The sequence below is a fragment of the Gilliamella sp. B3482 genome, assembly GCF_026536805.1.
GTDB classification, from domain to species: Bacteria; Pseudomonadota; Gammaproteobacteria; order Enterobacterales; family Orbaceae; genus Gilliamella; species Gilliamella apicola_E.
The window spans coordinates 433,518-458,174 of the sequence record NZ_JAFNNL010000001.1; the positions used below are offsets into that span (position 1 = coordinate 433,518).

Genomic DNA, 24,657 nt, shown 5'->3' on the forward strand with positions numbered 1-24,657 from the left:
TTCTTTATATACTTTGAGCGATATTGTGCAGGGAATGGTTATCATTCTATCAGAAAGAGTGATCACTCTTATCAAGTTAAAACAATATCGATAATCATATCTATTTGAAGCAATATGAGTATAAAACTTGTTGATAACAGTTAAGGCTAATAACCATGGAAGCAAAAAAAATTCTAGAGAATTTTACTCATCCCACTTTATCCAAAAATTTGATTGAGCTTGGTGCAATTACTCAATGTGAACAGGCTAACCAAGAACTGCTAATTAGCTTAGTGATGCCTTTTGCTTGGCAAACTGGCTTTGAAGACCTGAAAACAACCGTGACACCTCAGTTACTTAAGTTGGATGGGGTTGAAAAGGTTAATTGGAAGATTAACTATAATATTGCGACGTTAAAGCGGGCGAATAATAATCATCCTATCAATAATGTTAAAAATATTATTGCGGTAAGTTCGGGCAAAGGTGGAGTTGGTAAATCATCAACCGCGGTTAATTTAGCTTTAGCATTACAAAAGCAAGGGGCTAAAGTGGGGATTTTAGATGCGGATATTTATGGTCCTTCTATTCCTACCATGCTCGGCACCGAAAAAGAGCAACCAGTAACACCGGATAATAAACATATGTCACCAATTATGGCCTATGGTCTTGCGAGTAATTCTATTGGTTATTTGGTTGAGCCTGATAATGCTATGGTGTGGCGTGGACCGATGGCAAGTAAAGCATTGTGTCAGATTTTGGAAGATACGCTTTGGCCTGAACTTGATTATTTAATTATGGATATGCCACCTGGGACAGGAGATATTCAATTAACTCTAGCCCAAAATATCCCGGTTACTGCTGCTGTGATTGTGACGACGCCACAAGATATTGCTTTAATTGATGCCCAAAAAGGGATTGTGATGTTTAATAAGGTTAACATCCCTACCCTTGGTATTATTGAAAATATGAGTTATCACATCTGTGAAAATTGTGGGCATCACGAAGCGATTTTTGGTGAGGAGGGGGCTAAGCATTTAGCTGAAAAATATCATACGAAATTACTGGGTCAGATTCCTCTTCACCGTTTATTACGTCAAGATTTAGATTCCGGCAAGCCGACGGTTATTAGTCATCCTGATAGTGAGTTTACGCAGCTATATTGTCATATTGCCGCACAAGTTGCTAGTCAACTTTATTGGCAAGGTGAAACCATTTTACCGGATATTTCATTTAAGGCGTTATAGTCGAAATGATATTGGTTGTTAGGCGTTAACAACCAATATCATCATGCGTGCTGTAGATTGGTTTTATGCTAAAATTTTATCTTTAAACATAAAAAAAACTGCACCAAGTAGACATAGCCCCGCCCAGATGTAATCAGTTTTGAATGGTTCTTTTAATATGTAAATTGAAAACGGAATAAATACAGATAGGCTAATCACTTCTTGAATAATTTTCAATTGCCCCGCACTGGCGACTTGAAAGCCGATACGGTTTGCAGGTACTTGTAGCAAATACTCAAATAATGCTATCCCCCAACTAACCAATACAGCCACAATCCAAGCTTGATTATGCAAAAAGCGTAAATGCCCATACCAAGCAAAAGTCATAAAAATATTACTACAGGTTAATAGACAAACTGTGATAAGAATTTGATTCATGATAGTTAATCGAAGAATGATTTAGGTGGTAATATTATAATCCATTAAAGCAGTACTGTGGTTAAATGATTTAATTTGATCTTATTATTTATTTGTTTTCTCTGTTTAATCGTAAAACATATTCAGCTATAATCACGCTATTAAATATCAATCCCTTCTTAAAACTAATCATGAGAAAAGTTAACCACCGGTCTCGAATCTGGTCATCGATCTTTTGCCTTGCTTTTGCTGCATTTATATTTAATACAACAGAATTTGTACCGGTTGGGTTGCTACCCAATATTGCCGAAAGTTTTTCGATGGATGTTGCTCATGCTGGGTTGTTATTAACGATTTATGCTTGGGCTGTATCGTTGTTGTCTTTGCCGTTAACGGTTTTAACGTCAAGAATGGATCGCCGAAAACTTTTGATTTTTCTGTTTTGTTTGTTTATTAGTAGCCATATCCTTGCTGGCTTTGCTTGGAGTTTTTACAGTTTAATGGTTGCGAGGATTGGTATTGCCTGCGCTCATGCTGTGTTTTGGGCTATTACGACGCCTTTAGCGGTTCGGTTAGCGCCAAATGGTAAAAAAGCTAAAGCCATGGGCTTTATTGTGGTGGGGACTTCAATGGCAACGGTTTTAGGTATTCCAATTGGAACCATGATTGGGCAACTGGTTGGCTGGCGAGTCACTTTTTTATGTATTGGTTTTATTGCTTTTTGTGTCATGTTATCGTTACTCTACTTGTTACCCTCTGTACCAAGTTTGAACAAGATTTCAGTCAAAGATATTCCTAAAGTACTTAAGCGCCCTGTATTACTCAATATTTATCTGTTAACGGCAATTATGATTACTGGTCATTTTACGGCTTATACTTATATTACGCCGTTTATGATTAATGTTGGCGGTTTTGATGAGCACGTGATAGTTAACTTGTTATTAGCCGTTGGTTTTTCTGGCATGATTGGTAGCGTTATTTTTGCTAAGTATGCTGATTCTCACCCTGTTGCGATATTTGTAGTTCCTGCCCTACTATTAATAATCTGTCTATTATCGCTTTATGTTTGTTCGTTCAGCCTTATTACCGCAATATTACAAGGGATGGTCTGGGGGCTTTCGATTACCGTTATTAGTATGGTGATGCAAAGTAAAGTGATTGATGCAGCACCTGATGCTGCCGATATTGCAACTTCGGTTTATTCCGGTATTTATAATATCGGTATTGGTGGAGGCGCTTTTGTCGGTAGCCAAGTATTAGTTTATTTATCCACCCTTTACATTGGCTTTGTCGGTGCTATTTTTGTGATTTTGACACTTTTGCTTTTTTACTTTATTTCAAGAAAGACTTGGTAAATTAGCGCTCCGAGTGAGCGCTTATTGTGTTAATGCTTCTAATTGTTCCCAACGTTCGAACACGGCTTCAAGTTCCGCTTCTTTATCGGCTAAAGATTGTAATATTGGGCTGGTGACTTCATGCGGTTGATTGAAGAAGTCACTATGACCAATTTGTGCTTGTAAATCAGCAATCGCTGTTTCAAGTTCTTCAATTTTATTGGGTAACTGTGCCAATTCTCGTTGTTCGTTATAGCTTAATTTTACCTTCTTTTTTTCCGTTTTTGCTGGGTCATTTTTAACCGATTCATGACTTTTGCTATTAGTAACTTGTGCACTCATTGATTGAGCTTGCTGTTGTAATGCGTCAGTGTAACCACCAGCATATATTCCAATTCGCCCTTGTTCTTCAAAAAACCAACATTGAGTCACCACGTTATCAACAAATTGTCTGTCGTGGCTAACAAGTAAAACCGTTCCTTGATAATCATTAACCAATTCTTCTAATAACTCTAACGTTTCAATATCAAGATCATTGGTTGGTTCGTCAAGTACTAATAAGTTACTTGGTTTCAAAAAGAGTTTTGCGAGTAATAGACGATTGCGCTCTCCACCAGATAGTGCTCGTACTGGGGTTCTAGCGCGTTTTGGTGGAAAGAGGAAATCTTGTAAATAGCCAAGCACATGTCTTAAACGACCATTTACCATCACCTCTTGCTTACCTTCTGCAAGGTTATCCATCACAGTTTTTTCGGGATCGAGTTCTAGTCGATACTGGTCAAAGTAAGCAACTTCGAGTTTGGTTCCACAGTGCACACTTCCTGATGTTGGTGCTAGGCTGCCTAACATTAGTTTTAATAATGTCGTTTTTCCAATACCATTCGGTCCAATTAAAGCGATCTTATCGCCTCTTAATACTTGCACGGAAAAATCATTAACCAGTAATTTATCTTCAATTTGATAAGTGACATTTTCTAGCTCGAATACAATTTTTCCTGAACGTAGCGCTTCTTCAATTTGCATTTTAGCGCTACCCATAACTTGGCGACGCTGTGAGTATTCTTGCCTCATGGCTTTTAGTGCTCGAACGCGTCCTTCATTGCGTGTTCGACGGGCTTTGATTCCTTGGCGGATCCAGACTTCTTCTTGGGCTAATTTTTTATCAAATTCCGCATTTTGTAACTCTTCCACTCGGAGTGCTTCTTCTTTACCAAGGAGATAACTGTCATAATCCCCTCCCCAAGAAGCAACTTTACCGCGATCCAAATCGATAATGCGAGTCGCCATCTGCCGAATAAACGATCGGTCATGCGATATAAACACAATGCTACCATTAAAGCTTTTTAAAAACTCTTCGAGCCATTTAATGGTTTCGATATCTAAATGGTTGGTTGGCTCGTCTAGTAATAGAACTGAAGGTTGGCAAACGAGTGCTTTTGCCAACGCCGCTTTACGTAGCCAACCACCTGATAATGATGATAATAAGGCGTCGCCATCTAACGATAGTGAAGAAATAACATTACGAATACGATTATCCAGTTGCCAACCGTTTTGGTGATCAAGCTGTTCTTGCATTTTAGCTAACTTAGATAGATTACTTTCACTTGGATCCGTTTCAACCAAATGTGATAATGCATAATAATCTTTCAATAATTGAGCTTGCTCTTTTAATCCTTCAGCTACAAAGTCAAAAACATTACCTTGAATATCTCGAGGCGGATCTTGTTGTAATCGAGAGACAACAACGTTACTTTCATAAACGATCTGCCCCTCATCCAATGGGATTTCTCTGTTAAGTACTTTTAGCAGTGTTGATTTACCTGCACCATTACGACCAACAAGACAGACTCGTTCATTGATTTCAATCGACATATCAATATGGTCAAGTAGTGGTGCATCACTAAATGACAGATAAGCATTGGTAAGATTTATTAATGACATATTTTTTATTTGGATATTAAATAATAAGGCGTTATTCTATCATAAAGTTGCAATTGGCAATCAATTATCAAAGATATATTACAGCTCTTAAATATGAGCATTCCTTTTCTCTTCTAAAAATAAATACTGCTATACTTATTAATAATTGAATAAATTAATAATATTTCAGTATGGAGGTGATTATGAGTCATACTTGGACATTTCAGCGTGTTGGTGGTTTAGATCAAGTCGTTTTAAAAAATGCCAATGACATTATCAATTTGCCCAATTTAGATCCAAAATTATGGGTTGCACTAAGTTGCCCGACTACCGGTTTAGATTTTGATCAAAGAACATTAGAGTTATTAGATTCTGATAAAGATGGACGCATCCGTATTCCTGATATTTTAGATGCGATTAGTTGGGTAAAAGATAAAATCGTCTCTTTCGATACTATTATTCAATCATCCGAAACTTTGTCGTTATCACAAATTGATGATTCAACCGAGCAAGGTAAAAAATTATTAGTTACAGCGCATAGTATTTTGGCCAATTTAAATAAAAGCCAAGCCGATTATTTGACTCAAGATGATGTCCAACAATCACTAAAAATTAATTCCAGCAAGCTCTACAATGGTGATTTGATTTTTCCACCTTCTGCTGAGTTATCGCCTGAAATGCAAAGCTTTATCCAAACAGCCATTAAGACTACTGGCGGGCAAAAAGATATGAGTGGGCAAGATGGGATAACTCTGGAAATAGCCCAAACTTTTGTTAAAAATCTAAAAAGTTGGCAAGCGTGGCAAACTAATATCAGCAATACCCAAACACCTTTTGCGGAAAATCGCTCAGAAATATGGAAATTAGTTCAAGAGCTCAAACCCAAAATTGATGATTATTTTCTTCGTGTTGAATTAGCTCAATATGCGCCTCAAGCACAAACGGCATTAAATGTTGATGAGAAATATATTGTCCCTTCTCAAAATGGATTACTTTCAGATGAAGCGCTTTCTGAACTGCCTTTATCAAAGATTGATACTAATAATTCATTGGATCTCGTTAATGGGCTTAACCCACTTTGGAAAAGTAAAATCACCCGATTTAGGGCTTTAGTGGCTTCTCACTTATCTGATCCAAATCATTTAACACAACAAGAGTGGCAAAATATTCAAACTAGTCTTGATGCCTACGCGACATTAATTAGTTCTAAACCCGATATAGAGCAGTTAAGTGTTGCAACTAAACCAACGGCGAGTATTGAGGATATTCCTGCCGATCAGATCACTCATTTTATCAATGATAATTTATTAGATGAATTTGAGAAAATGGTCGAACAAGATAATAAAACGCCTATTTCAGCTTCGGATGTTTTTGTGTTAGAAAAGTTAGTACTTTTTCAAAAACATCTTTATCGTTTATTGATTAACTTTGCTTCATTTGCCGAGTTCTTCTCACTTGACCATTATGCCGCTTTTCAATTAGGCAAGCTTTATATTGATGGTCGCTGTGCTACGCTTTGTGTTGCCGTTGAAAACATCGCTAAACATTCAACAATGGCAAATTATTCAGAGCTATGTTTACTGTATTGTGAATGTACAAGGCTAGGTCAGAAACAGACGATTGTCGCTGCCATAACCGCCGGACAAGGTGATTTATTAATGGAAGGCCGTAATGGGGTGTTTATTGATAATGCTGGTAATGATTGGGATGCTAATGTGGTCAAAATGATTAGTAAGCCAATTAGTATTCAACAAGCAATTTGGGCACCTTATCAACGTATTGGTCGATTAATCACGGAACAGATCAATAAATGGGCAAGCAATAAAGACGCAGATATTGAAAAGACCAGTACCCAAGCTGTGCAAAGTCCAGAAAATAAATTTGATATTGGTAAGAGTGTTGGCATATTTGCTGCGATTGGCTTAGCAATAGGCGCGATTGGTACTGCACTAGCTACCATTTTTCAGGCTATTTTTTCTCTTTCCTGGTGGCAATTTCCATTGGTGATTTTAGGTTTATTCTTAATTATATCTGGGCCATCAGTCATTTTAGCTTGGTTAAAATTAAGAAGAAGAACATTAGGTCCATTGCTCGAAGCTTCAGGTTGGGCAATCAATGGGCAAGTAAAAATCAATTTACTTCTTGGTGGGCTACTGACCAGTAAGGCCGAATTACCAGCCAATGCTAAACGAAACTTAAGTGATCCTTTAAGAAAACGTAATAAAAAAGCACGGATAATATTTTGGTCAGCTATCTTAGTTGGTGTATTACTTGTTGGCAGTGCAGTATGGTTTAAAGATGATATTGCCAATTATGTTAAGCAGCAGCAACAAATGACTCAAAAAACAACTCAAAACTAATATTTTATAATAATTTCGCCGACATAACGTCGGCGAGAATATTAATGTTGATAAACAGGTAATCGATGACAAATTGCCAAAACTTTTTGTTTAACTGCTTGAATCGCTTGTTCATCATCAATGTTATCTAATACATCACAAATCCAGTTGGCTAATTCACGAGATTCTTCTTCTTTAAAACCTCGACGAGTTATGGCTGGTGTACCAATTCGAACGCCAGATGTCACAAATGGACTTTGTGGATCATTAGGTACGCTATTTTTATTGACGGTGATATTAGCACTACCTAAAGCGGCATCAGCCTCTTTACCGGTTATCTTTTTATCAACCAAATCAATTAAGAATAAATGATTTTTTGTTTCGCCAGACACGACTTTGTAGCCACGTTTGATAATTACATCAACCATCGCCTGAGCATTTTTAACAACTTGTTTTTGATATTCTTGATATGCTGGTTCCATCGCCTCTTTTAATGCAACTGCTTTGGCAGCAATGACATGCATTAATGGACCACCCTGTGCGCCAGGGAATACAGCTGAATTTAATTTTTTATAAAGTTCTTCACTGCCACCTTTGGCCAAAATAAGTCCACCACGAGGTCCGCCAAGCGTTTTGTGCGTTGTGGTTGTCACTACATGTGCAAATGGCACAGGATTTGGATAAACCCCTGCTGCGACTAAGCCGGCCACGTGTGCCATATCTACAAATAAGAAAGCGCCTACACTATCAGCAATCTCACGCATACGCTTCCAATCAACCACGCCTGAGTAAGCTGAAAAACCACCGATGATCATTTTCGGTTTTGACTCTAAGGCCGTTTTCGCTAATTGGTCATAATCAATATGTCCAGTTTCGTCAACGCCATAAGCAACCACATTATAGAGTTTACCGGAAAAACTAACTGGTGAACCATGAGTTAAATGACCACCTTGCGACAAATTCATACCTAACACAGTATCGCCTGGTTTTAACAATGCCATATAAACGGCAAAATTCGCTTGTGATCCTGAATGTGGTTGTACATTGGCATAATCTGCACCAAATAACGCTTTGGCTCGTTCAATCGCTAATTGCTCAACAATATCAACATATTCACAACCGCCATAATAACGCTTGCCTGGATAGCCTTCAGCATATTTGTTAGTTAATTGAGTACCCTGTGCCTGCATCACTCTTGGACTGGTATAGTTTTCGGAGGCAATTAATTCGAGATGATCTTCTTGACGTTGCTCTTCACCCTTAATGGCGTCCCATAATTCCTTATCATAATCGGCAATAGTCATTTCTTTACTAAACATATTGACTCCTTGTTTTTGGATTACATTGACTTTTTGACTTAATTATTGTTTTCAAGTATGGAAAACAGCATAACGAATATCCTTACTTAATCAGCCAACGATTTCAATCCTTTTTTTGAATTATAAAAAATATTTATAGTAAAGCAGAAGATCGCAATTATTGTTTTTTAGCCAGTTAATAAAAAATCAAACGACTTGTAAAAGTATCAGGACTAGACAAAAAAACGCTTTTTTTTTAATTAAATTTTTTGAATAATATTGGAAATTTGTCTTACTGAGTCTATTAACGCTATGAAAACGATTTGCCGCATAATAAGTTTTATTATTTGTATTTTATTCAGTCAGATAGCTACTGCCTCTTTCCAAAATCTCTGTTTGCTAACCGGGACATTATTAGAAGATCCACAACACGGTATTTTTTCTATTGGCGAAGGCGAACAGGAACATGAAAAAAGTGTATTTGATATCAAGGTGTTAATTACCAAATCGGAAAAGAGGGGGCGCGCAGATCATGGTTGTTTTTTACCCAATGATAAACCTTACGAGTTAGAAGTAGGATTAGAAAAAGCCTTTCAATTACGCAATTATAAAAAAGGTGATCAGGTCGAATTAATACAATATGAAAGAGATATCCAAGATTGGAAAGATGATAGTAAGGTAGAAACTGAAACATCTTATTTTCTAGGTACAGAAAAATAAAAAGATTAGATTACTCGTATAATTTTCTCAGTATTAAGCTTTGAAAATATTGCGATTCTAAAAATCATCAATAAAACTTATTACGGCATAATATGTTACACCATAGTGTTCGTTTCAAAACATCTTAAAGAAAAGCCGACTAAAGTTACGTCAATTGTATATAAAAATTTATCATCGGTTGAATTTAACTCATTCGCTTCGTAAAATAGGCAAAATTTTATTTTTGGCTGATTATGCAACTTCATTTAGTGGTCAATACGTTTGGTGCTGACCTGCAACGCCGTTATGGCGAAAAAATCTATAAACTCACCTTACATGGCGGTTTTAGCTGTCCTAATCGGGACGGAACTATCGGTGTAGGCGGTTGCACCTTTTGTAATGTCGCATCGATTATCGATGAGTCGATTCAAGTCAAAACCATTTCACAGCAACTTGCCCAACAGGCGCATCAGATGAAAAAATCTAAGCGCTATCTTGCTTATTTTCAGGCTTATACCAGTACTTATGCCGAAGTCGAAATACTCAAAAATATGTATGAAGAAGCACTTAATAATGCCGATATTGTTGGACTTTGTGTTGGTACTCGCCCTGATTGTGTGCCGGATGAAGCGCTCGATTTACTTGCCAGTTATCATGCTAAAGGCTTTGAAGTTTGGCTGGAGCTTGGCTTACAAACCGCTCATGATAAAACCTTACACAGTATTAATCGTGGACATACGTTCGATGTTTATCATCAAACCGTTCAAAAGGCGCGTAGACTTGGTATAAAAGTTTGTACTCATTTAATTATTGGTCTACCTAAAGAAACTAAGCAAGATAATTTAATTACGCTAGATTGTGTTTTAAATAGCGGTGTTGATGGTTTAAAACTACATCCACTACATATTGTAGAAGGTAGTATTATGGCTAAAGCATGGCGTGCAGGTCGGCTTGATGTATTGTCCTTAGAGCAGTATGTCGATATTGCTGGTGATATTATTCGGCAAACCCCTGCCAATATTTTATACCACCGTATCTCCGCCAATGCCCGCAAACCCTCCCTACTTGCCCCTGATTGGTGCGAAAACCATTGGCAATCGATGAATGCGGTTGATAGTAATTTACGTCAATTTGGTGCGCAAGGTAGTGCAATTAATGACACTTATCGCTTTGAGTTATAATATTGCTATAGCTTAACTTTGCTATCAATCATTTAGTTGCAACTTGCTATAGATTAGTTACCTAAAAAGTGTTGATAAAACAGGATTCAATCATAGTAGATAAGGATTGACTTTGATAAGTGTTAAAACCATTCAAAGTCAATCGATGTCTGAATCAAAAAATCAAGTTAACCTTTTGTTGAAGTAACGATTTATTGATTGTCTCTATTTTTGCCGCTCTTTATCCACTTTTTAAAAACATTGACCGGTAATTTAGTTATAGCAAACCCACACAACATAATGATTGTACAAATGATGAAGTTAGTTGAAATGATTTTATGCTCATAAATCGATGAAATAAAAATAGCAACGACCGGGAAAATAATGAAAATAAATGACAATACTACCGGGCTCATTCGTTTTAATAAAAAGAAATAAGCAATAAAGCCAAATACGGATGCAAAAATACCGAGATATATTAATGCTAACCAGCTATTTAACGAGATAGTTTGAAAATTATTTTCTTCAAAAGTAAAACTCAACAAACAAAGTGCGATACCCGCAACGCCTATCGGTAGGGTATTGAAGGTAAATACATTTATACCTTCGCCAGCTTTTTTGGAGTAAACATATAAAAAACCATGCATCAATGCCGCTAATAGTATGGATATTACGCCCCAAAAATCGCTATAGGAAAGAATAAAACCTTCAGAGATTAAAATGTACATCAAACATAAAAATCCCACTGTAATACCTATTACCTGATTTATATATATTTTATCTTTTAAGATTATCTTAGCGAAAATAATTGAAAAAATCGGCATGGTGCTAAATAACAATGAGGTTAAACCTGACGATACATATTGTTCACCAAAACTAATTAAATAATAAGGAATGGTAAAATAAAATAACGTTAATAGTAGAAAAAAATGGAATGATTTTCGAGGAAACAGTATTGGTGATTTAGCAATAATTGTAATTAATACTAAAAAAGGAAATGCGATAACAAAGCGCAGACCAGCGGCTAACAAAGGGTTAACAGTTTCAACAGCAATTTTTATTCCAATCCATGTCGTTCCCCATGTGAAGCACACAACGAGAAAGAGAAATAAAATAACATATTTGTTATTAAAAAAAATGTCCTTATTCATACTAATCTTCTCTTATCCATTAATAAAAACTAAGTTTGCTAATATAATATAAAATATAGGTTTTTGTAAGCTTATAAAAAATATTGTTAGATTCTCTTCAGAAAAATAGTTTTAGCTATGAATTTACTTTGATATAAAGTGCTTTGAACATGTCTAAAACAATCATTTATTTTTTAGTTCTTTTAATATTGTTAATAAGAAATGAAAAGATAATTATTTGCGATTCTAACCGTTAAAATCGCTTTTAGATTCTATTTAGTTTTTACTATTTCACTCTTAAATACTGGAATTTATAAATAGTCTTAACCATCCTTGTAGGCAAAATCAAGCTTTGCGCATCAATCAAGAGTGAGTATATAATATTCCTTTCTGACTTGAGGCAATCTAGATGCAACTAGCTTTTTGTATTTATAAATATTTCCCTTTTGGCGGGTTACAACGTGATTTCTTGCAAATTGCTACCGCTTGCCAAGCTCGTGGACATCAGATCCGTGTTTATGTATTGGACTGGCAAGGTGATAAACCAGCTGGGATTGATATTATTATCGTGCCCCAAAAAGGATTCTCTAACCATAGCCGAAATCAAGCCTATTATCATTGGGTGAAGGCTCACATACAAGCTAATCCAGTAAACTGTGTGGTGGGTTTTAATAAAATGCCTGATTTGGATGTCTATTTTGCTGGAGATACTTGTTTTGCTGAAAAAGTCGCTCATAAAGGCTTTTTTTATAGATTATCGAAACGTTGCAAGCACTATTTAGCATTTGAAAATTCAGTATTTTCGCGAAGTTCACAAACTAAAATCATGGTGCTAACTAAGCAACAAATTCAAGATTTTAAGAATCACTATCATACCCAAGATGAGCGATTTTTTTTATTACCGCCAGGGATTGCTTTAGATCGAAAATATTGTGCTGATAGCCCCAAAAAACGTGAACAATTTCGACAAGCTAATCAAATTAGCTTAGATGATTTTGTAATTGTGCAAATTGGGTCAGATTTTAAACGTAAGGGGGTTGACCGTTCTTTGAGAGCTATTGCAGCTTTACCCGATGCGCTTAGGCAGAAAGTTAGCTATCTGGTCGTAGGACAGGATAATCCTGAACCTTATCAGAAGTTAGCCGATGACTTAGGCATTAGTAAACAAGTGCGTTTTTTCTCCGGTCGTAATGATATTCCTGATTTTTTATTTTCAGCTGATCTCTTGTTACATCCGGCAAGGCAAGAAGCCGCAGGCATGGTATTGATTGAAGCTTTAGCGGCTGGGGTACCGGTGATTGTGTCGGGTATTTCTGGGTATGCTTATCATATCAGCCAAGCTAATGCCGGCATTGTGCTGCCAGAACCTTATGATCAAAGCACATTGAATCAAGCGTTAGAACGGTCTATTAGTGATAAGGAGCAATGGGGTAATTGGCATAATCATGCGATTGCTTATGGTGATAGTGAAGATTTATATCATCTAGCACAACGCGCAGCAGACATTATTTTAGGATGTCGTTATGAATGAAATCAAACTAAAATCACCCTTTAAAGAGTTATGGTTAAGTAAAGATCCATTCACTGAAGTTGAATTAATTTCAGGTAAAGTTTATCGTGCGGTTAAACAAAGAAAAACCCTTAATTTTGAGTTGGATGGTGAATCTTATTTTATTAAAATTCATCGTGGCAGCACGGTTAAAGAGATTGTAAAAAACCTTATTTCTTTACGTTTGCCAGTTCTAGATGCTAAACAAGAGTGGGATGCAATTCATCGTTTAGAGCAAGTTGGTGTTAATACGATGGATGGGCGCGCTTTTGGGCGCAAGGGATTAAATCCGCTTACTCGGCATTCGTTTATTATTACTAAAGATCTTAATCCAACCATTAGTTTAGAGGATTTTACTCGACCATGGTTAGACAATCCACCTAGCTATCATTTAAAACGTTCGTTAACTATTTATTTAGCTAATATGACCGCTAAAATGCACGGCGCGGGTGTGAATCACCGTGATTGTTATTTGTGTCATTTTTTGTTGGATTTACCGTTATATGAAAATAGTGAAGAAATAAAACTTTCTGTAATTGATCTTCATCGAGCACAAACACGTGATAAAGTCCCGACGCGTTGGCGTGATAAAGATTTAATTGGACTTTACTTTTCATCAATTAATATTGGGCTAACTCAGCGAGATATTTGGCGTTTTTTAAGAACCTATTTTAATAAACCCATTAAAGCCATTGTACGTGATGAGCATAAGTTAATTGATAGTGCTAAGCGTAAAGCTGAGCGCATTGCGAAACGAACTGAAAAGTACCAACTTTAACCATAAGGATATGTCATGTTTATTGAACAAATTGATATCAAAGGGTTTAGAGGAATTAAGCAACTTTCGTTAAAACTTAACGCTAAATCCAGCGTTCTAATTGGTGAAAATCAATGGGGGAAATCAAGTTTACTTAGTGCGTTAAAGTTGCTAACTCTAGATAATAAGTTTTATCAGTTTGTCGATTCAGATTTCTATTATGATAATGATGGTAATCATATCTCAATAAATGTTGTCTATTGTGAATCCTATCCAAATCAATTAAATGAACAAGCTTATCAACCTTTGCAAGCCGTTAGCTATAGCTCGCAGTTAGATAATTTATATCGAATTACTTACCAAATGAGTGCTCAAAAAAGTGGTGATAGTATTATCACTGAGCATCATTTGTTAAATGAGCACGGACAGTTGTTAAAATTAGATGATTCTAAGTTATTAATTGCTATTTTAATTAATTTGAATCCAGTGATGCCGCTTAAAAATTCGATTAATGCTAAAGATTTACCTGTTACTAATCAACCTTTATCACAACACTTTATTGACCAGCTTTCCGAACAGTTAAAAGCCCACTCAGAGCAATTGAGCCAAGCTGAACTTAATCGAGGATTACAAGCTGCTCGTTCATTATTAGAATACTATTTTGTTGATTATCAACAACGTTCTAATTATAAAAAAATGGCGCAAAAAAATAGTCCAAAAATAGAAGATTGGAATTCTCTCGAGCGCATCAATAATATTTTGGATGATTTGGATAATGATTATTTACGTACTGCCCTTTTAGGTATATTTGGTTCTATTGTTAATGCTAAGGGTGATAATCCACTATCACACAGCTCAGTGCCTATTTTAATTTTGGAAGAGCCAGAAAGTCAGCTACATCCAATTATTTTATCGGTTGGCTTTCGATTATTGAAAAATTTACCGGCTCAAAAAATTATTACCTCTAATTCAAGTGATTTGGTGTCGTTATTTCCTTTGGAGAGTATTTATCGATTAATCCGACTTCCAGATCAAATTGTCACTAAGTACATTTCACCTCATTCATTGAGTGTTGCCGATAGTCGACGCATTTTGTTCCATGTCCTTTATCGACGCCCTACAGCCCTATTTGCCCGTTGTTGGTTACTGGTTGAGGGTGAAACTGAAGTGTGGTTATTAAGAGAGCTCGCAGAACAAAGTGGTTATCACTTAAGTTCGGAAGGAATTCAATTGTTAGAATTTGCGCAATGTGGTTTAAAACCATTAATCCATTATGCAAATAAAATGGGCATTCGTTGGTACGTGATTACTGATGGTGATATGGCAGGTAAAAAATATGCCGAAACCGTGCAATCACAATGTGCTCCAGGTGAAAATCTAAACGATTATATTACTGTATTACCCGCGCGTGATATTGAAAACTTTTTATTCAAACATGGCTTTAGTCATGTCTATAAATTAGCTGCTTATAATACCGTTGCTCATATTGATATGTCGGTACCCAAAATTATTCAAAAGGCGATCCATAAAAGTTCAAAACCAGATTTGGCTATTGCAGTGTGTGATGATGCTAAAGCTCGAGGTATTACAGCAATTCCAAGATTATTAACCGATACTTTTGCTAAGTTGGTTAAGACATCTAAATCCTTGCTTTAAATTTTTATTGATTAGAGATTGATAAATCCGCCGATAACTTTCGGCGGAATAATTTATGAAGTTATTTTGTAATTCGTTTATATTTGGCTCGTTTAGGTTCAAGTGCCTCCGCGCCTAAAGTCCGTTTTTTCCACTCTTCATATTCGGTAAAGTTACCTTCAAAGAACTCAACATGCCCTTCGTCTTGGTAATCGAGAATATGAGTTGCAATGCGGTCTAAGAACCAACGGTCATGCGAAATGACTAATGCACAGCCCGGAAACTCTAATAACGCATTTTCAAGCGCTCGCAGTGTTTCAACATCAAGGTCATTGGTTGGCTCATCGAGTAATAGTACATTACCACCAACTTGAAGTAATTTAGCTAAATGCACCCGACCACGTTCACCACCAGACAATTCACCAACTCGTTTTTGTTGATCCACACCTTTAAAATTAAAGCGACCAACATAAGCACGGCTTGGGATTTCGAAGTTACCAATACGCATGATGTCTTGTCCATTTGAAATTTCATCCCAAACAGTCTTATTATCATCCATACTGTCACGGAATTGATCGACAGAGGCAAGTTGTACGGTATCACCTAATGTGATAGTTCCTGAATCTGGTTGTTCTTTACCCGATAGCATTCTAAATAGCGTCGATTTACCCGCTCCATTTGGACCAATGATTCCAACAATCGCCCCTTTAGGAATACTAAATGAGAGATTATCGATTAATACTCGATCGCCATATGATTTAGTTAAATTAGCGACTTCAATGACTTTATCACCTAAACGTTGCCCAGGCGGAATAAAGAGTTCGTTAGTTTCATTACGTTTTTGGTAATCATTGTTATTTAATTCTTCAAAACGCGCTAAACGAGCCTTGCTTTTTGCTTGGCGACCTTTTGGATTTTGACGCACCCATTCAAGCTCTTTTTCAATCGATTTACGGCGAGCTGATTCGGTTGCCGCTTCTTGCGCTAATCGCTGATCTTTCTGTTCAAGCCAAGATGAATAATTACCTTCCCATGGAATACCTTCACCACGGTCTAGCTCTAAAATCCAACCAGCAACATTGTCTAAGAAATAACGGTCATGGGTTACAGCGACCACCGTGCCTTCATAGTCATGTAAAAAGCGTTCTAACCATGCGACAGATTCAGCATCTAAATGGTTAGTCGGTTCGTCAATTAATAACATGTCTGGTTTTTCCAACAATAACTGACAAATCGCCACACGACGACGCTCACCACCGGATAAATTTTCGATTTTTGCATCCCAATCAGGCAAGCGTAGTGCATCAGCAGCTCGTTCTAATTGATTATCCAGATTATGCGCATCTTGCGATTGTATAATGGCTTCAAGTTCGGCTTGTTCTTTGGCTAATTTGTCAAAATCAGCATCTGGATCAGCATAAGCCGCATAAACTTCATCTAAACGAGCCAATGCTTTTTTGGCATCACCAACGGCTTGTTCAATTGCTTCACGTACAGTTTGTTTAGGATCAAGTTTAGGTTCTTGCGGTAAATAACCTATTTTTATGTCCGGCTGTGGACGAGCTTCACCTTCAATTTCGGTATCCACTCCTGCCATAATTCGTAGTAATGTCGATTTACCTGCCCCATTTAAGCCAAGAACACCAATTTTGGCACCGGGGAAAAAACTTAATGAGATATCTTTTAAAATATAACGTTTAGGAGGAACAATCTTCCCAACACGATTCATGGTATAAACATATTGCGCCATAAAACATCATCCGTTTGTTAAATTAATCATAGCCAAGTTAATTTTACTTGCTATAAAAGTCATGCCGTATATTGTAACGATTCTGTCAATGGGGTCTAGGGTTATTTGTCGAATTGATTAGATTTATTCACTGTCGGTTTTGTTTTTTACATACAATTTACTCAGTTTTATATATAATCAATTAAATTGACAGTATTAGTGATAAAGACCATTTTAGGAGCAAGGATGAGTAATATCACCGTTAATTGCCACATTGATCGACAATATTTAGTCGATACTTATTACGCACTGCTAGATTGTTTAGATAATGATTTTGCAGAACAATTAGATGATTCGATTGCTGATAATATGCGTAATTTTACCTTCACCTTCGATAATGAAAAAATAGTACAGCTAAATAGAGATAAAAACGAAGTCAGTACTTTCTATTACTCTGATTTGTATCAAATAAAAGAAACCACAACTGGATTATTTTTTTTTAGTAATAAGATTATTTTTGAATTTGTTCGTTATGATCTTTTTCAACCGGATGAGTTACTGCTGCTAAAAGATTATCTGGCTCCTTATTTAAACAAAAACCAACAACCCGAAATAGCAACGGTAAATTATCAATTTGACTATCAAAAAGTATATGCTTTTATTTGTTATCAATTTCGAAATTCAAGAAAAAGGATGTTTATTTTATCTACTATCCTTTTATTTTTGAGTTTGTTGCTATTTCCAAAAAATCCTACTTTATCAGTACTAATTTTCATACTGCCTATTTTATTACTTACCTTATTTTTGGCTAATTTTAAAAAACAATCAAAAAAGCAGGTTTTAACATTGAATGAACGCTTTGGCAGTATGACCTGTATTTTTTATGATGATCATCTAACATTCAATTACAAAAAAACAGTTGGATCTTTTAATATTAACTATGCTGAATTTCATAAAATAGATAAAACATCAAAAGGTTATGTGTTTTTCATACAAGAGAGTTCGGGGTATTACTTTTTTTATAACGAGTTTAGTTTAGAACAACAACAAGCGCTGGAAGAGAAACTGAAACACTATAAAAATTATTCAGTGAAATAAAAACATACCTTTTTTACTCATCCCACCTAATACGAGGTGGGATGTTAATCAGATTATAAAAAGGTGAAGATTTGATCTTTCGGCAGACGTGATTTTGGACGATGCGCATTACCATCATCTTGAGCACGATAACCTAACGTTGCAACCACAATGCTTTTCAATCCTTTGCTTTTAAGATCTAAAATTTCATCCATTTTAGCAGAATCGTAACCCTCTATTGCGGTAGAATCAACACCAATTGCTGCAGCAGCAAAAAGCAATTGCCCTAATGCAATATAGGCTTGTTTACCTTCCCAGCACTGTTGTGATTCAGGTGTTTTGCTATTTAAATTTACAAAATAACGTCGTCCCTGATCTTGAGACGCCTTTAATTCCGCCGAAGGCAAACGGCCGTCTTTCTCTTCTTGATTAAGGAGATTAACTAAATGGGCTTCATCCAACGGAGTTTTAATACAAAAAACAATAGTATGTGATGAGCCGGTGACACGTGGTTGATTAAAATCAGCTATTGCCGGCAAAATTTTATTTTTGGCCGCTTCATTATCAATAACATAAAAATGCCACGGTTGAGAGTTGACCGATGACGGACTGTTTCTTAAAACAGTTAATAACTGCTCAATCTTATCTTGGGGAATCTTTTTCGTTTTGTCATAATGTTTGGTGGTATAACGTTTTTGTGAAATTTCGACAATATTCATAATGGCTCCAATAATTGATAATTAATTCTGAAATAGCGTTACTTGTGTAAAACTATTTTTTAGAGCAAAAAATGATACATAAATAATGAACATTCTTATTTTTGAAATGATTATTTTGAATCTATTGAAAAGTACTTATCAGGCACCTTATCGCTTATGCCCTTAAACTCCTACCATTTTGCATACTATTAAACTATTTTTCAATTTATTTCTTGGCGTTCATGTTTGATGAACCATTAATAATCAGTGATGGATATAGAAATTGATTTACTTTCAAAAAAATATAATCCGTTGGTTATGCCGAGTTAATCCTTAATTTGATAAATAGAAAATAATTTTTCCAAAAATGTGACCGGTATCAAATAATTTATTATTCGATTAATCTTATAATTGAAAAAAATTGATTCATTTTTTTTGAATCAATAAGTTACCAGTAACATTGGAGGATTTTATTGAATGGAAAATTTAAAAACAGCTATTGTTGGTTGTGGAAAAGTAGGACATTTTCACGCAAAAGCATTAATGAATTTAAAACAATCTAATTTTATTGCTGTTTGTGATCAGAACTTATCACGAGCTCAAGAATTTGCTAAACAGTATGGTGTTAAAGCCTATGATAATGTTGAGCAAATGATTTTAAATGAAGGGATTGAGATGTTGAGTATTTGTACTCCTCACCCTATCCATGCATCGGTCGCCATAACTGCAACAAGTTTAGGATGCCATATTCTTGTCGAAAAACCTTTAGCATCAAATTTGGCCGATTCTCATGCAATATTATCTGCTGCCAAAAACGGAAAAGCTAAAGTCGGAACCGTATGTCAACGTCGTTTTTATAGACCATGTTTAAGAATAAAAAAAGCAATTGATGAAGGAAAAATCGGAAAACCAATCATCGGAACAGTAACAATGTTAGGTTGGCGTGATAAAGCTTACTACGAAAGTGATCCTTGGAGAGGAACATGGAAAGGTGAAGGTGGAGGTGTTTTAGTCAATCAAGCTCCTCATCAACTGGATTTACTTTTATGGTACATGGGTGAAGTAGAAGAGGTTTATGGATTATGGAGTAACTTAAATCATCCTTATATCGAAGTCGAAGATACCGCCGTTGCAATTATAAAATTCAAGAATGGTGGTATAGGTAATGTGTTAGTAAGTAATTCTCAAAATCCTGCGCTATATGGAAAAGTACATATCCATGGTGAAAATGGGGCTTCTATTGGCGTACAAACTGATGGAGGTGCAATGTTTATTGCTGGTGTATCTTCAATTACTGAGCCCCCATATAATGATTTATGGACAATTCAAGGTGAGGAAGATCTGTTACAAACATGGAAAAAAGAAGATTGTGATTTTTTTAATAGTGTTGATTCCATGTACTATTATCATCAACTTCAAATTGAAGATTTTCTCAATTCAATAATAAACGATACACCTCCTTTAATTGATGGGCTTGCTGGTTTAAAAACTGTTGAGTTGATTGAAGCAATTTATCGAAGTACACAAAGCAATAAAGTTGTGAAGTTTCCTTTAGATTAGGAGTGCTATCGTGAAAATTGGATACAATCAATCAAATGCAATGAAGTGCTCTAGTGTAGATAAAGATTTAGTCTTGTGTGAAAAAAATGGCTTTGATTTTATCGAACTAAGGTTAGATATGCTTCATGAATATCTAAAAGATCATGATATAAATGAATTAAAGCAATTTTTTGAAAAAAATAACTTAAAACCTCATGCATTAAATGCACTTTATACATTTTCAACATTATTTGATGGTTCTCAAAGCCAACAGGAGCAAGATTTAGTAGCAGAATTTATCTGGGGATGCGAAATAGCGCAAATAATTGGATCTGAATATTTTATTATTGTTCCCCCATTACAAAGAAATCCCGATGGCGGGCCATTTATTGGTTCATGGGAAGATAATTATAAAAATTCAGTACGAATCCTATCCCACTTATCAAATTTAGCTAAGCCCTATGGCATTAAACTTTGCTTTGAATTGGTTGGTTTTAATCGCAGCTCTGTTAGAACTGTTGAACAAGCCTGGCAAATAGTAAAAGCAGTAGATAAAGATAATGTTGGGTTAGTTATTGATTCTTTTAATCTTTATCTATACAACCGTTTGAACGACTTTTCAATAATAAAACAAATTCCTGTTAATAAAATTTTTGCTGTGCATATAAATAATGGTGACGACGCACCTGAAGAACAGTTATCTCAAGCATTACGTCGTTTTTGCGATAAAGGAGTACTCGATTTAAATAATTTTCTAATCACATTAAAAGATATGGGATACACAGGAATGGTTTCGATTGAAACATTTCGGCCTGAATATTGGGAAAAGACGCCTGAATGGATAATCTCCCAAGCATATCAAACAACTCATAAAATCATGAGTGATTGTAACTGTTTAACTAATGGACGTTATGTATAACTAACAAGGAAATAACATGAAAGCAACAAAATCTCGATATTTTGTATTGGTGTTACTTTTTATTGTAACAGCAATCAATTATATGGATAGAGCAAATTTATCTGTAGCCGGCACAAGTATTCAAGCTGATTTTTCATTAACTCCAACACAACTTGGTCTTCTTTTTTCAATGTTTACTTGGGCATATGTTTTAAGTCAAATACCAGTTGGCTATATACTTGATCGCATTGGAGTACGAAAATTATACGGATGTGCAATTGTTTTATGGAGTATATTCACTCTACTTATGGGAATTGCTTCAAATCATTTATTTACCACAGCAACAGCATCATTCATTTTTTTACTGTTATGCAGAGCGTTAATAGGTGTAGCTGAAGCGCCATCTTTTCCAGCTAATACTAAAATAATATCAACTTGGTTTCCTACCCAAGAAAGAGCTAGTGCTACTGCACTTTATGCTTGTGCGCAATACATTGGCCTTGCGGGATTGACACCAATTTTAGCTTTCGTTGTGGCTAATTATGGTTGGGAAATGTCATTTTACGTTTGTGGTATTGTAGGTATCATCTTCGGTATTTATTGGTTAATCCGTTATCGTGATCCTCTAGATAGTAAAAATACTAATCAACTTGAAATTGATTATATAAAACAAGGAGGTGGTCTAGGACAAGCCCAAAAACGCCAAGAAAAAGTTGAATGGAAAGAAATTAGTTATGTGTTAAAGCAACGTAATTTTTTAGGCTTATGTATCGCTCAATTTGCCTTAAATTCAACCCTTTATTTCTTTCTTACTTGGTTTATTGTTTACTTAGAAAAAGGGTTACATTTATCTATATCTAAAGCTGGTATTGGGGCAATGTTCCCTTATATTATGGCGATGGTTGGATTATTATGCAGTGGATTTGTAAGTGATGCATTAATAAAAAAAGGCAAAAGTAGAACTTTTTCACGAAAATTACCATCAATCTTAGGGTTAGGCTTTGCTGGGGTTATGTGTTTAGCTAACTTTTTTGAAGATTATCCAGCTATTGCCATTGGTTTATTATCATTTGCTTTTTTTGCAAATGCTTTTGCAAATATCGGTTGGGTTTTACTAAGTGATATTGTACCAGCAAAAGTAATGGGTACAGTTGGAGGATTTTTCAATATTGCTGGTAACTGTGCGGGTATAATTACTCCAATTATCATGGGGTTAATTCTCGAATACACTAATAGTTTTGCTTATGCAATGTGTTATATCTCTGCTGTTTCTTTAATTGGGACTCTTGCACACATTTTCATTATTAAAAAATTAGAAACAATAGAAATTCCTGAAGGAATCTAACGATAATTTAATTTTATTATGGTGATATTTGTTGCTGATATTTATTGTAATGAGTAATTAATATTCAAATAATCATTGACACAACAATGATCATTTGATAAAAATATCACCAATATTTTATAAATAATATAACAATTGAGAAGTTAATGATTAAATTTACTAGCCTCCTACTCAGCCTCCTCCTCGCATCAGTTTGCGCGGATAGCTTGTGTGTGGAGTAAAAGTGATTTAATACTTAACTCGATAGATTAACAAGAACCCGCGCTAAAGTGCGGGTTTTTTGTTTTCTTAACTTGAAATACCGAGATAGCACCAAAATATAAAGGAAATAACAATGAGCGATCAGATTATTATTTTTGACACAACATTACGTGATGGTGAGCAAGCGTTACAAGCAAGTTTAAGTGTTAAAGAAAAATTACAAATAGCTTTAGCATTAGAAAGAATGCGGGTTGATGTGATGGAAGTTGGTTTTCCTATCTCATCGCCTGGTGATTTTGAATCAGTACAAACTATCGCTAAAACCATTAAGAATAGTCGTGTATGTGCGTTGTCTCGTTGTATTGACAAAGATATTGATGTTGCCGCTGAAGCGCTAAAAGTAGCCGATCAATTTCGTATTCATACCTTTATGGCAACATCAACCTTACATGTTAAAGATAAATTAAAAATGACATTTGAAGATGTCGTTGAACGAGCGGTGCACTGTGTTAAACGTGCACGTAATTATACAGATGATGTGGAGTTTTCTTGTGAAGATGCAGGCCGTACCCCAATTGATAACTTATGTCGGATTGTTGAAGCAGCAATTCAAGCAGGGGCAACAACGATCAATATTCCGGATACTGTCGGTTATACTGTCCCTTATCAATTTGGTGGCATTATTCGTACCTTATTTGAACGTGTCCCGAACATTGATAAAGCGATTATCTCTGTTCATTGTCATGATGACTTGGGCATGTCGGTGGCTAACTCGATTAGCGCGATTCAGGAAGGTGCTCGGCAGATTGAAGGCGCGATGAATGGTTTAGGTGAACGAGCCGGTAATACTGCTTTAGAAGAAGTGATTATGGCGATCAAAGTTCGTCAAAATATCTTAAACGTTCACACTAATATCAATCATCAAGAAATCTACCGTACCAGCCAAATTGTAAGCCAAATTACTAATACACCAATACCGTCTAACAAGGCGGTTATTGGTAGCAATGCTTTTGCCCACTCTTCAGGAATACATCAAGATGGTGTATTAAAAAACCGTGAAACTTATGAAATCATGACACCAGAGTCGATCGGTTTAAATCAAATCCAATTAAATTTAACTTCACGCTCTGGTCGAGCAGCTGTTAAACATCGCCTAGAAGAATTGGGTTACCACGATAACGATTATAATTTAGATCAAGTTTATGAAGCTTTTTTAGAGCTTGCTGATAAAAAAGGCCAAGTTTTTGATTATGATTTAGAAGCTTTGATATTTATTAATCAACTTAAAGATGATCAAGAGCATTATGTTTTAGATTATTTTAATGTTCAATCAGGCTCTACTGTCGTTTCAACTGCGTCAGTAAGTTTGATTATTAGCGATCAAAAATATTCAGATGCGGCAACGGGTAATGGTCCAGTTGATGCAGTTTATCAAGCAATAAATCGTATTACCGGTGAACCAATTACCATTGTAAAATATCAATTAGCTTCTAAAGGTCAAGGTGAGAATGCCTTAGGTCAAGTTGATATCGTTGCCGAATATAAAGGACGCAAATTCCACGGTGTTGGGCTTGCGACTGATATTGTTCATTCATCCGCATTAGCATTAATTAATGTTTTAAATAATGTTTATAGAGCTAATCAAGTTGCTGAGCAAAAACAAAAATTGCACCACGATTAAATAATAGATGCGATTTCGTTATTTATTGACGAAATGCTTAAATTAATTA

General features: G+C 35.7%; 19 protein-coding genes. 13 read left to right on the forward strand and 6 right to left on the reverse strand.

All coding sequences use genetic code 11. The features are described from left to right. Positions 1-155 precede the first annotated feature (155 nt). Positions 156-1,223, forward strand: a complete 1,068-nt coding sequence (gene apbC / locus J3U18_RS02050; RefSeq protein ID WP_220225078.1) for an iron-sulfur cluster carrier protein ApbC — start codon at positions 156-158, stop codon at positions 1,221-1,223. 63 nt (positions 1,224-1,286) lie between these two features. Here apbC and J3U18_RS02055 read toward each other — a convergent pair whose 3' ends face one another. Then, complete coding sequence (locus J3U18_RS02055; RefSeq protein ID WP_065734248.1) at positions 1,287-1,640, reverse strand: DMT family protein; 354 nt, start codon at positions 1,638-1,640, stop codon at positions 1,287-1,289. Between the two features lie 170 nt (positions 1,641-1,810). Here J3U18_RS02055 and J3U18_RS02060 point away from each other — a divergent pair, with 170 nt between their 5' ends. Beyond that, positions 1,811-2,974: a sugar transporter gene (locus tag J3U18_RS02060; protein WP_267352784.1), complete on the forward strand. Its 1,164-nt coding sequence runs from the start codon at positions 1,811-1,813 to the stop codon at positions 2,972-2,974. A gap of 21 nt (positions 2,975-2,995) precedes the next feature. On the opposite strand, the gene J3U18_RS02065 is transcribed toward J3U18_RS02060, so the two are convergent. Then, the gene (locus tag J3U18_RS02065) at positions 2,996-4,894 is read right to left on the reverse strand and encodes an ABC transporter ATP-binding protein (RefSeq protein ID WP_267352785.1); all 1,899 of its coding nucleotides are present in this window, start codon (positions 4,892-4,894) and stop codon (positions 2,996-2,998) included. A 182-nt stretch (positions 4,895-5,076) separates the two neighbouring features. Here J3U18_RS02065 and J3U18_RS02070 point away from each other — a divergent pair, with 182 nt between their 5' ends. Further along, positions 5,077-7,233 carry a hypothetical protein gene (locus J3U18_RS02070; RefSeq protein WP_267352786.1) on the forward strand — a complete coding sequence of 719 codons (2,157 nt, stop codon included), beginning with the start codon at positions 5,077-5,079 and terminating at the stop codon, positions 7,231-7,233. A gap of 41 nt (positions 7,234-7,274) precedes the next feature. Here the strand turns inward: J3U18_RS02070 and glyA are convergent, their stop codons facing one another. Continuing rightward, on the reverse strand, positions 7,275-8,531 hold the full coding sequence (gene glyA / locus J3U18_RS02075) for a serine hydroxymethyltransferase (RefSeq protein WP_065562266.1): 1,257 nt from the start codon (positions 8,529-8,531) through the stop codon (positions 7,275-7,277). A 291-nt stretch (positions 8,532-8,822) separates the two neighbouring features. Here glyA and J3U18_RS02080 point away from each other — a divergent pair, with 291 nt between their 5' ends. Together J3U18_RS02080 and J3U18_RS02085 are read left to right on the forward strand one after the other, a co-directional pair. After that, positions 8,823-9,230, forward strand: coding sequence for a DUF1218 domain-containing protein (locus J3U18_RS02080; RefSeq protein ID WP_065734244.1), 408 nt, complete (start codon positions 8,823-8,825; stop codon positions 9,228-9,230). Positions 9,231-9,463: 233 nt separating this feature from the next. Continuing rightward, complete coding sequence (locus tag J3U18_RS02085; protein WP_267352787.1) at positions 9,464-10,390, forward strand: TIGR01212 family radical SAM protein; 927 nt, start codon at positions 9,464-9,466, stop codon at positions 10,388-10,390. Positions 10,391-10,581: 191 nt separating this feature from the next. On the opposite strand, the gene J3U18_RS02090 is transcribed toward J3U18_RS02085, so the two are convergent. Further along, positions 10,582-11,520: a DMT family transporter gene (locus tag J3U18_RS02090; protein WP_267352788.1), complete on the reverse strand. Its 939-nt coding sequence runs from the start codon at positions 11,518-11,520 to the stop codon at positions 10,582-10,584. A gap of 388 nt (positions 11,521-11,908) precedes the next feature. On the opposite strand from J3U18_RS02090, the gene J3U18_RS02095 reads away from it, so the two are divergent. Genes J3U18_RS02095 through J3U18_RS02105 form a run of 3 tightly spaced genes read left to right on the forward strand, consistent with a single transcriptional unit; the run spans position 11,909 to position 15,461 of the window. Then, on the forward strand, positions 11,909-13,030 hold the full coding sequence (locus J3U18_RS02095) for a glycosyltransferase family 4 protein (RefSeq protein ID WP_267336744.1): 1,122 nt from the start codon (positions 11,909-11,911) through the stop codon (positions 13,028-13,030). Continuing rightward, positions 13,023-13,826: a lipopolysaccharide core heptose(I) kinase RfaP gene (gene rfaP / locus J3U18_RS02100; protein WP_267352789.1), complete on the forward strand. Its 804-nt coding sequence runs from the start codon at positions 13,023-13,025 to the stop codon at positions 13,824-13,826. The genes J3U18_RS02095 and rfaP overlap by 8 nt, the downstream gene beginning before the upstream one ends. Positions 13,827-13,841: 15 nt before the next feature. Further along, positions 13,842-15,461, forward strand: coding sequence for a DUF2813 domain-containing protein (locus tag J3U18_RS02105; RefSeq protein WP_267352790.1), 1,620 nt, complete (start codon positions 13,842-13,844; stop codon positions 15,459-15,461). Positions 15,462-15,522: 61 nt separating this feature from the next. On the opposite strand, the gene ettA is transcribed toward J3U18_RS02105, so the two are convergent. Next, positions 15,523-17,190 (reverse strand): energy-dependent translational throttle protein EttA, encoded by a 1,668-nt coding sequence (gene ettA, locus J3U18_RS02110; RefSeq protein ID WP_065734240.1) that lies wholly within the window; start codon positions 17,188-17,190, stop codon positions 15,523-15,525. A 225-nt stretch (positions 17,191-17,415) separates the two neighbouring features. Between ettA and J3U18_RS02115 the strand changes: the two genes are divergently transcribed. After that, positions 17,416-18,267 (forward strand): YcxB family protein, encoded by an 852-nt coding sequence (locus J3U18_RS02115; RefSeq protein ID WP_065734239.1) that lies wholly within the window; start codon positions 17,416-17,418, stop codon positions 18,265-18,267. Between the two features lie 53 nt (positions 18,268-18,320). Here the strand turns inward: J3U18_RS02115 and nfsB are convergent, their stop codons facing one another. Then, the gene (gene nfsB, locus J3U18_RS02120) at positions 18,321-18,965 is read right to left on the reverse strand and encodes an oxygen-insensitive NAD(P)H nitroreductase (RefSeq protein WP_065562275.1); all 645 of its coding nucleotides are present in this window, start codon (positions 18,963-18,965) and stop codon (positions 18,321-18,323) included. 456 nt (positions 18,966-19,421) lie between these two features. On the opposite strand from nfsB, the gene J3U18_RS02125 reads away from it, so the two are divergent. The 4 genes from J3U18_RS02125 to leuA all read left to right on the forward strand — a co-directional run bounded on the left by J3U18_RS02125 (position 19,422) and on the right by leuA (position 24,608). Further along, positions 19,422-20,504, forward strand: coding sequence for a Gfo/Idh/MocA family protein (locus J3U18_RS02125; RefSeq protein ID WP_065734238.1), 1,083 nt, complete (start codon positions 19,422-19,424; stop codon positions 20,502-20,504). Between the two features lie 10 nt (positions 20,505-20,514). Further along, positions 20,515-21,402, forward strand: coding sequence for a sugar phosphate isomerase/epimerase family protein (locus J3U18_RS02130; RefSeq protein WP_065734237.1), 888 nt, complete (start codon positions 20,515-20,517; stop codon positions 21,400-21,402). Positions 21,403-21,418: 16 nt separating this feature from the next. After that, positions 21,419-22,726 carry an MFS transporter gene (locus J3U18_RS02135; RefSeq protein WP_267352791.1) on the forward strand — a complete coding sequence of 436 codons (1,308 nt, stop codon included), beginning with the start codon at positions 21,419-21,421 and terminating at the stop codon, positions 22,724-22,726. A gap of 334 nt (positions 22,727-23,060) precedes the next feature. Continuing rightward, positions 23,061-24,608, forward strand: a complete 1,548-nt coding sequence (leuA, locus tag J3U18_RS02140) for a 2-isopropylmalate synthase (RefSeq protein WP_267352792.1) — start codon at positions 23,061-23,063, stop codon at positions 24,606-24,608. Positions 24,609-24,657 lie beyond the last annotated feature (49 nt).

Bases quoted from the DNA above. Each gene is read 5' to 3' on its own strand.
- nfsB (WP_065562275.1), bottom strand. From the start codon at position 18,965: ATGAATATTGTCGAAATTTCACAAAAACGTTATACCACCAAACATTAT.
- J3U18_RS02085 (WP_267352787.1), top strand. From the start codon at position 9,464: ATGCAACTTCATTTAGTGGTCAATACGTTTGGTGCTGACCTGCAACGC.
- J3U18_RS02080 (WP_065734244.1), top strand. From the start codon at position 8,823: ATGAAAACGATTTGCCGCATAATAAGTTTTATTATTTGTATTTTATTC.
- J3U18_RS02135 (WP_267352791.1), top strand. From the start codon at position 21,419: ATGAAAGCAACAAAATCTCGATATTTTGTATTGGTGTTACTTTTTATT.
- ettA (WP_065734240.1), bottom strand. From the start codon at position 17,190: ATGGCGCAATATGTTTATACCATGAATCGTGTTGGGAAGATTGTTCCT.
- apbC (WP_220225078.1), top strand. From the start codon at position 156: ATGGAAGCAAAAAAAATTCTAGAGAATTTTACTCATCCCACTTTATCC.
- J3U18_RS02125 (WP_065734238.1), top strand. From the start codon at position 19,422: ATGGAAAATTTAAAAACAGCTATTGTTGGTTGTGGAAAAGTAGGACAT.
- J3U18_RS02105 (WP_267352790.1), top strand. From the start codon at position 13,842: ATGTTTATTGAACAAATTGATATCAAAGGGTTTAGAGGAATTAAGCAA.
- J3U18_RS02055 (WP_065734248.1), bottom strand. From the start codon at position 1,640: ATGAATCAAATTCTTATCACAGTTTGTCTATTAACCTGTAGTAATATT.
- leuA (WP_267352792.1), top strand. From the start codon at position 23,061: ATGAGCGATCAGATTATTATTTTTGACACAACATTACGTGATGGTGAG.
- J3U18_RS02070 (WP_267352786.1), top strand. From the start codon at position 5,077: ATGAGTCATACTTGGACATTTCAGCGTGTTGGTGGTTTAGATCAAGTC.
- J3U18_RS02090 (WP_267352788.1), bottom strand. From the start codon at position 11,520: ATGAATAAGGACATTTTTTTTAATAACAAATATGTTATTTTATTTCTC.
- J3U18_RS02065 (WP_267352785.1), bottom strand. From the start codon at position 4,894: ATGTCATTAATAAATCTTACCAATGCTTATCTGTCATTTAGTGATGCA.
- J3U18_RS02060 (WP_267352784.1), top strand. From the start codon at position 1,811: ATGAGAAAAGTTAACCACCGGTCTCGAATCTGGTCATCGATCTTTTGC.
- rfaP (WP_267352789.1), top strand. From the start codon at position 13,023: ATGAATGAAATCAAACTAAAATCACCCTTTAAAGAGTTATGGTTAAGT.
- J3U18_RS02115 (WP_065734239.1), top strand. From the start codon at position 17,416: ATGAGTAATATCACCGTTAATTGCCACATTGATCGACAATATTTAGTC.
- glyA (WP_065562266.1), bottom strand. From the start codon at position 8,531: ATGTTTAGTAAAGAAATGACTATTGCCGATTATGATAAGGAATTATGG.
- J3U18_RS02095 (WP_267336744.1), top strand. From the start codon at position 11,909: ATGCAACTAGCTTTTTGTATTTATAAATATTTCCCTTTTGGCGGGTTA.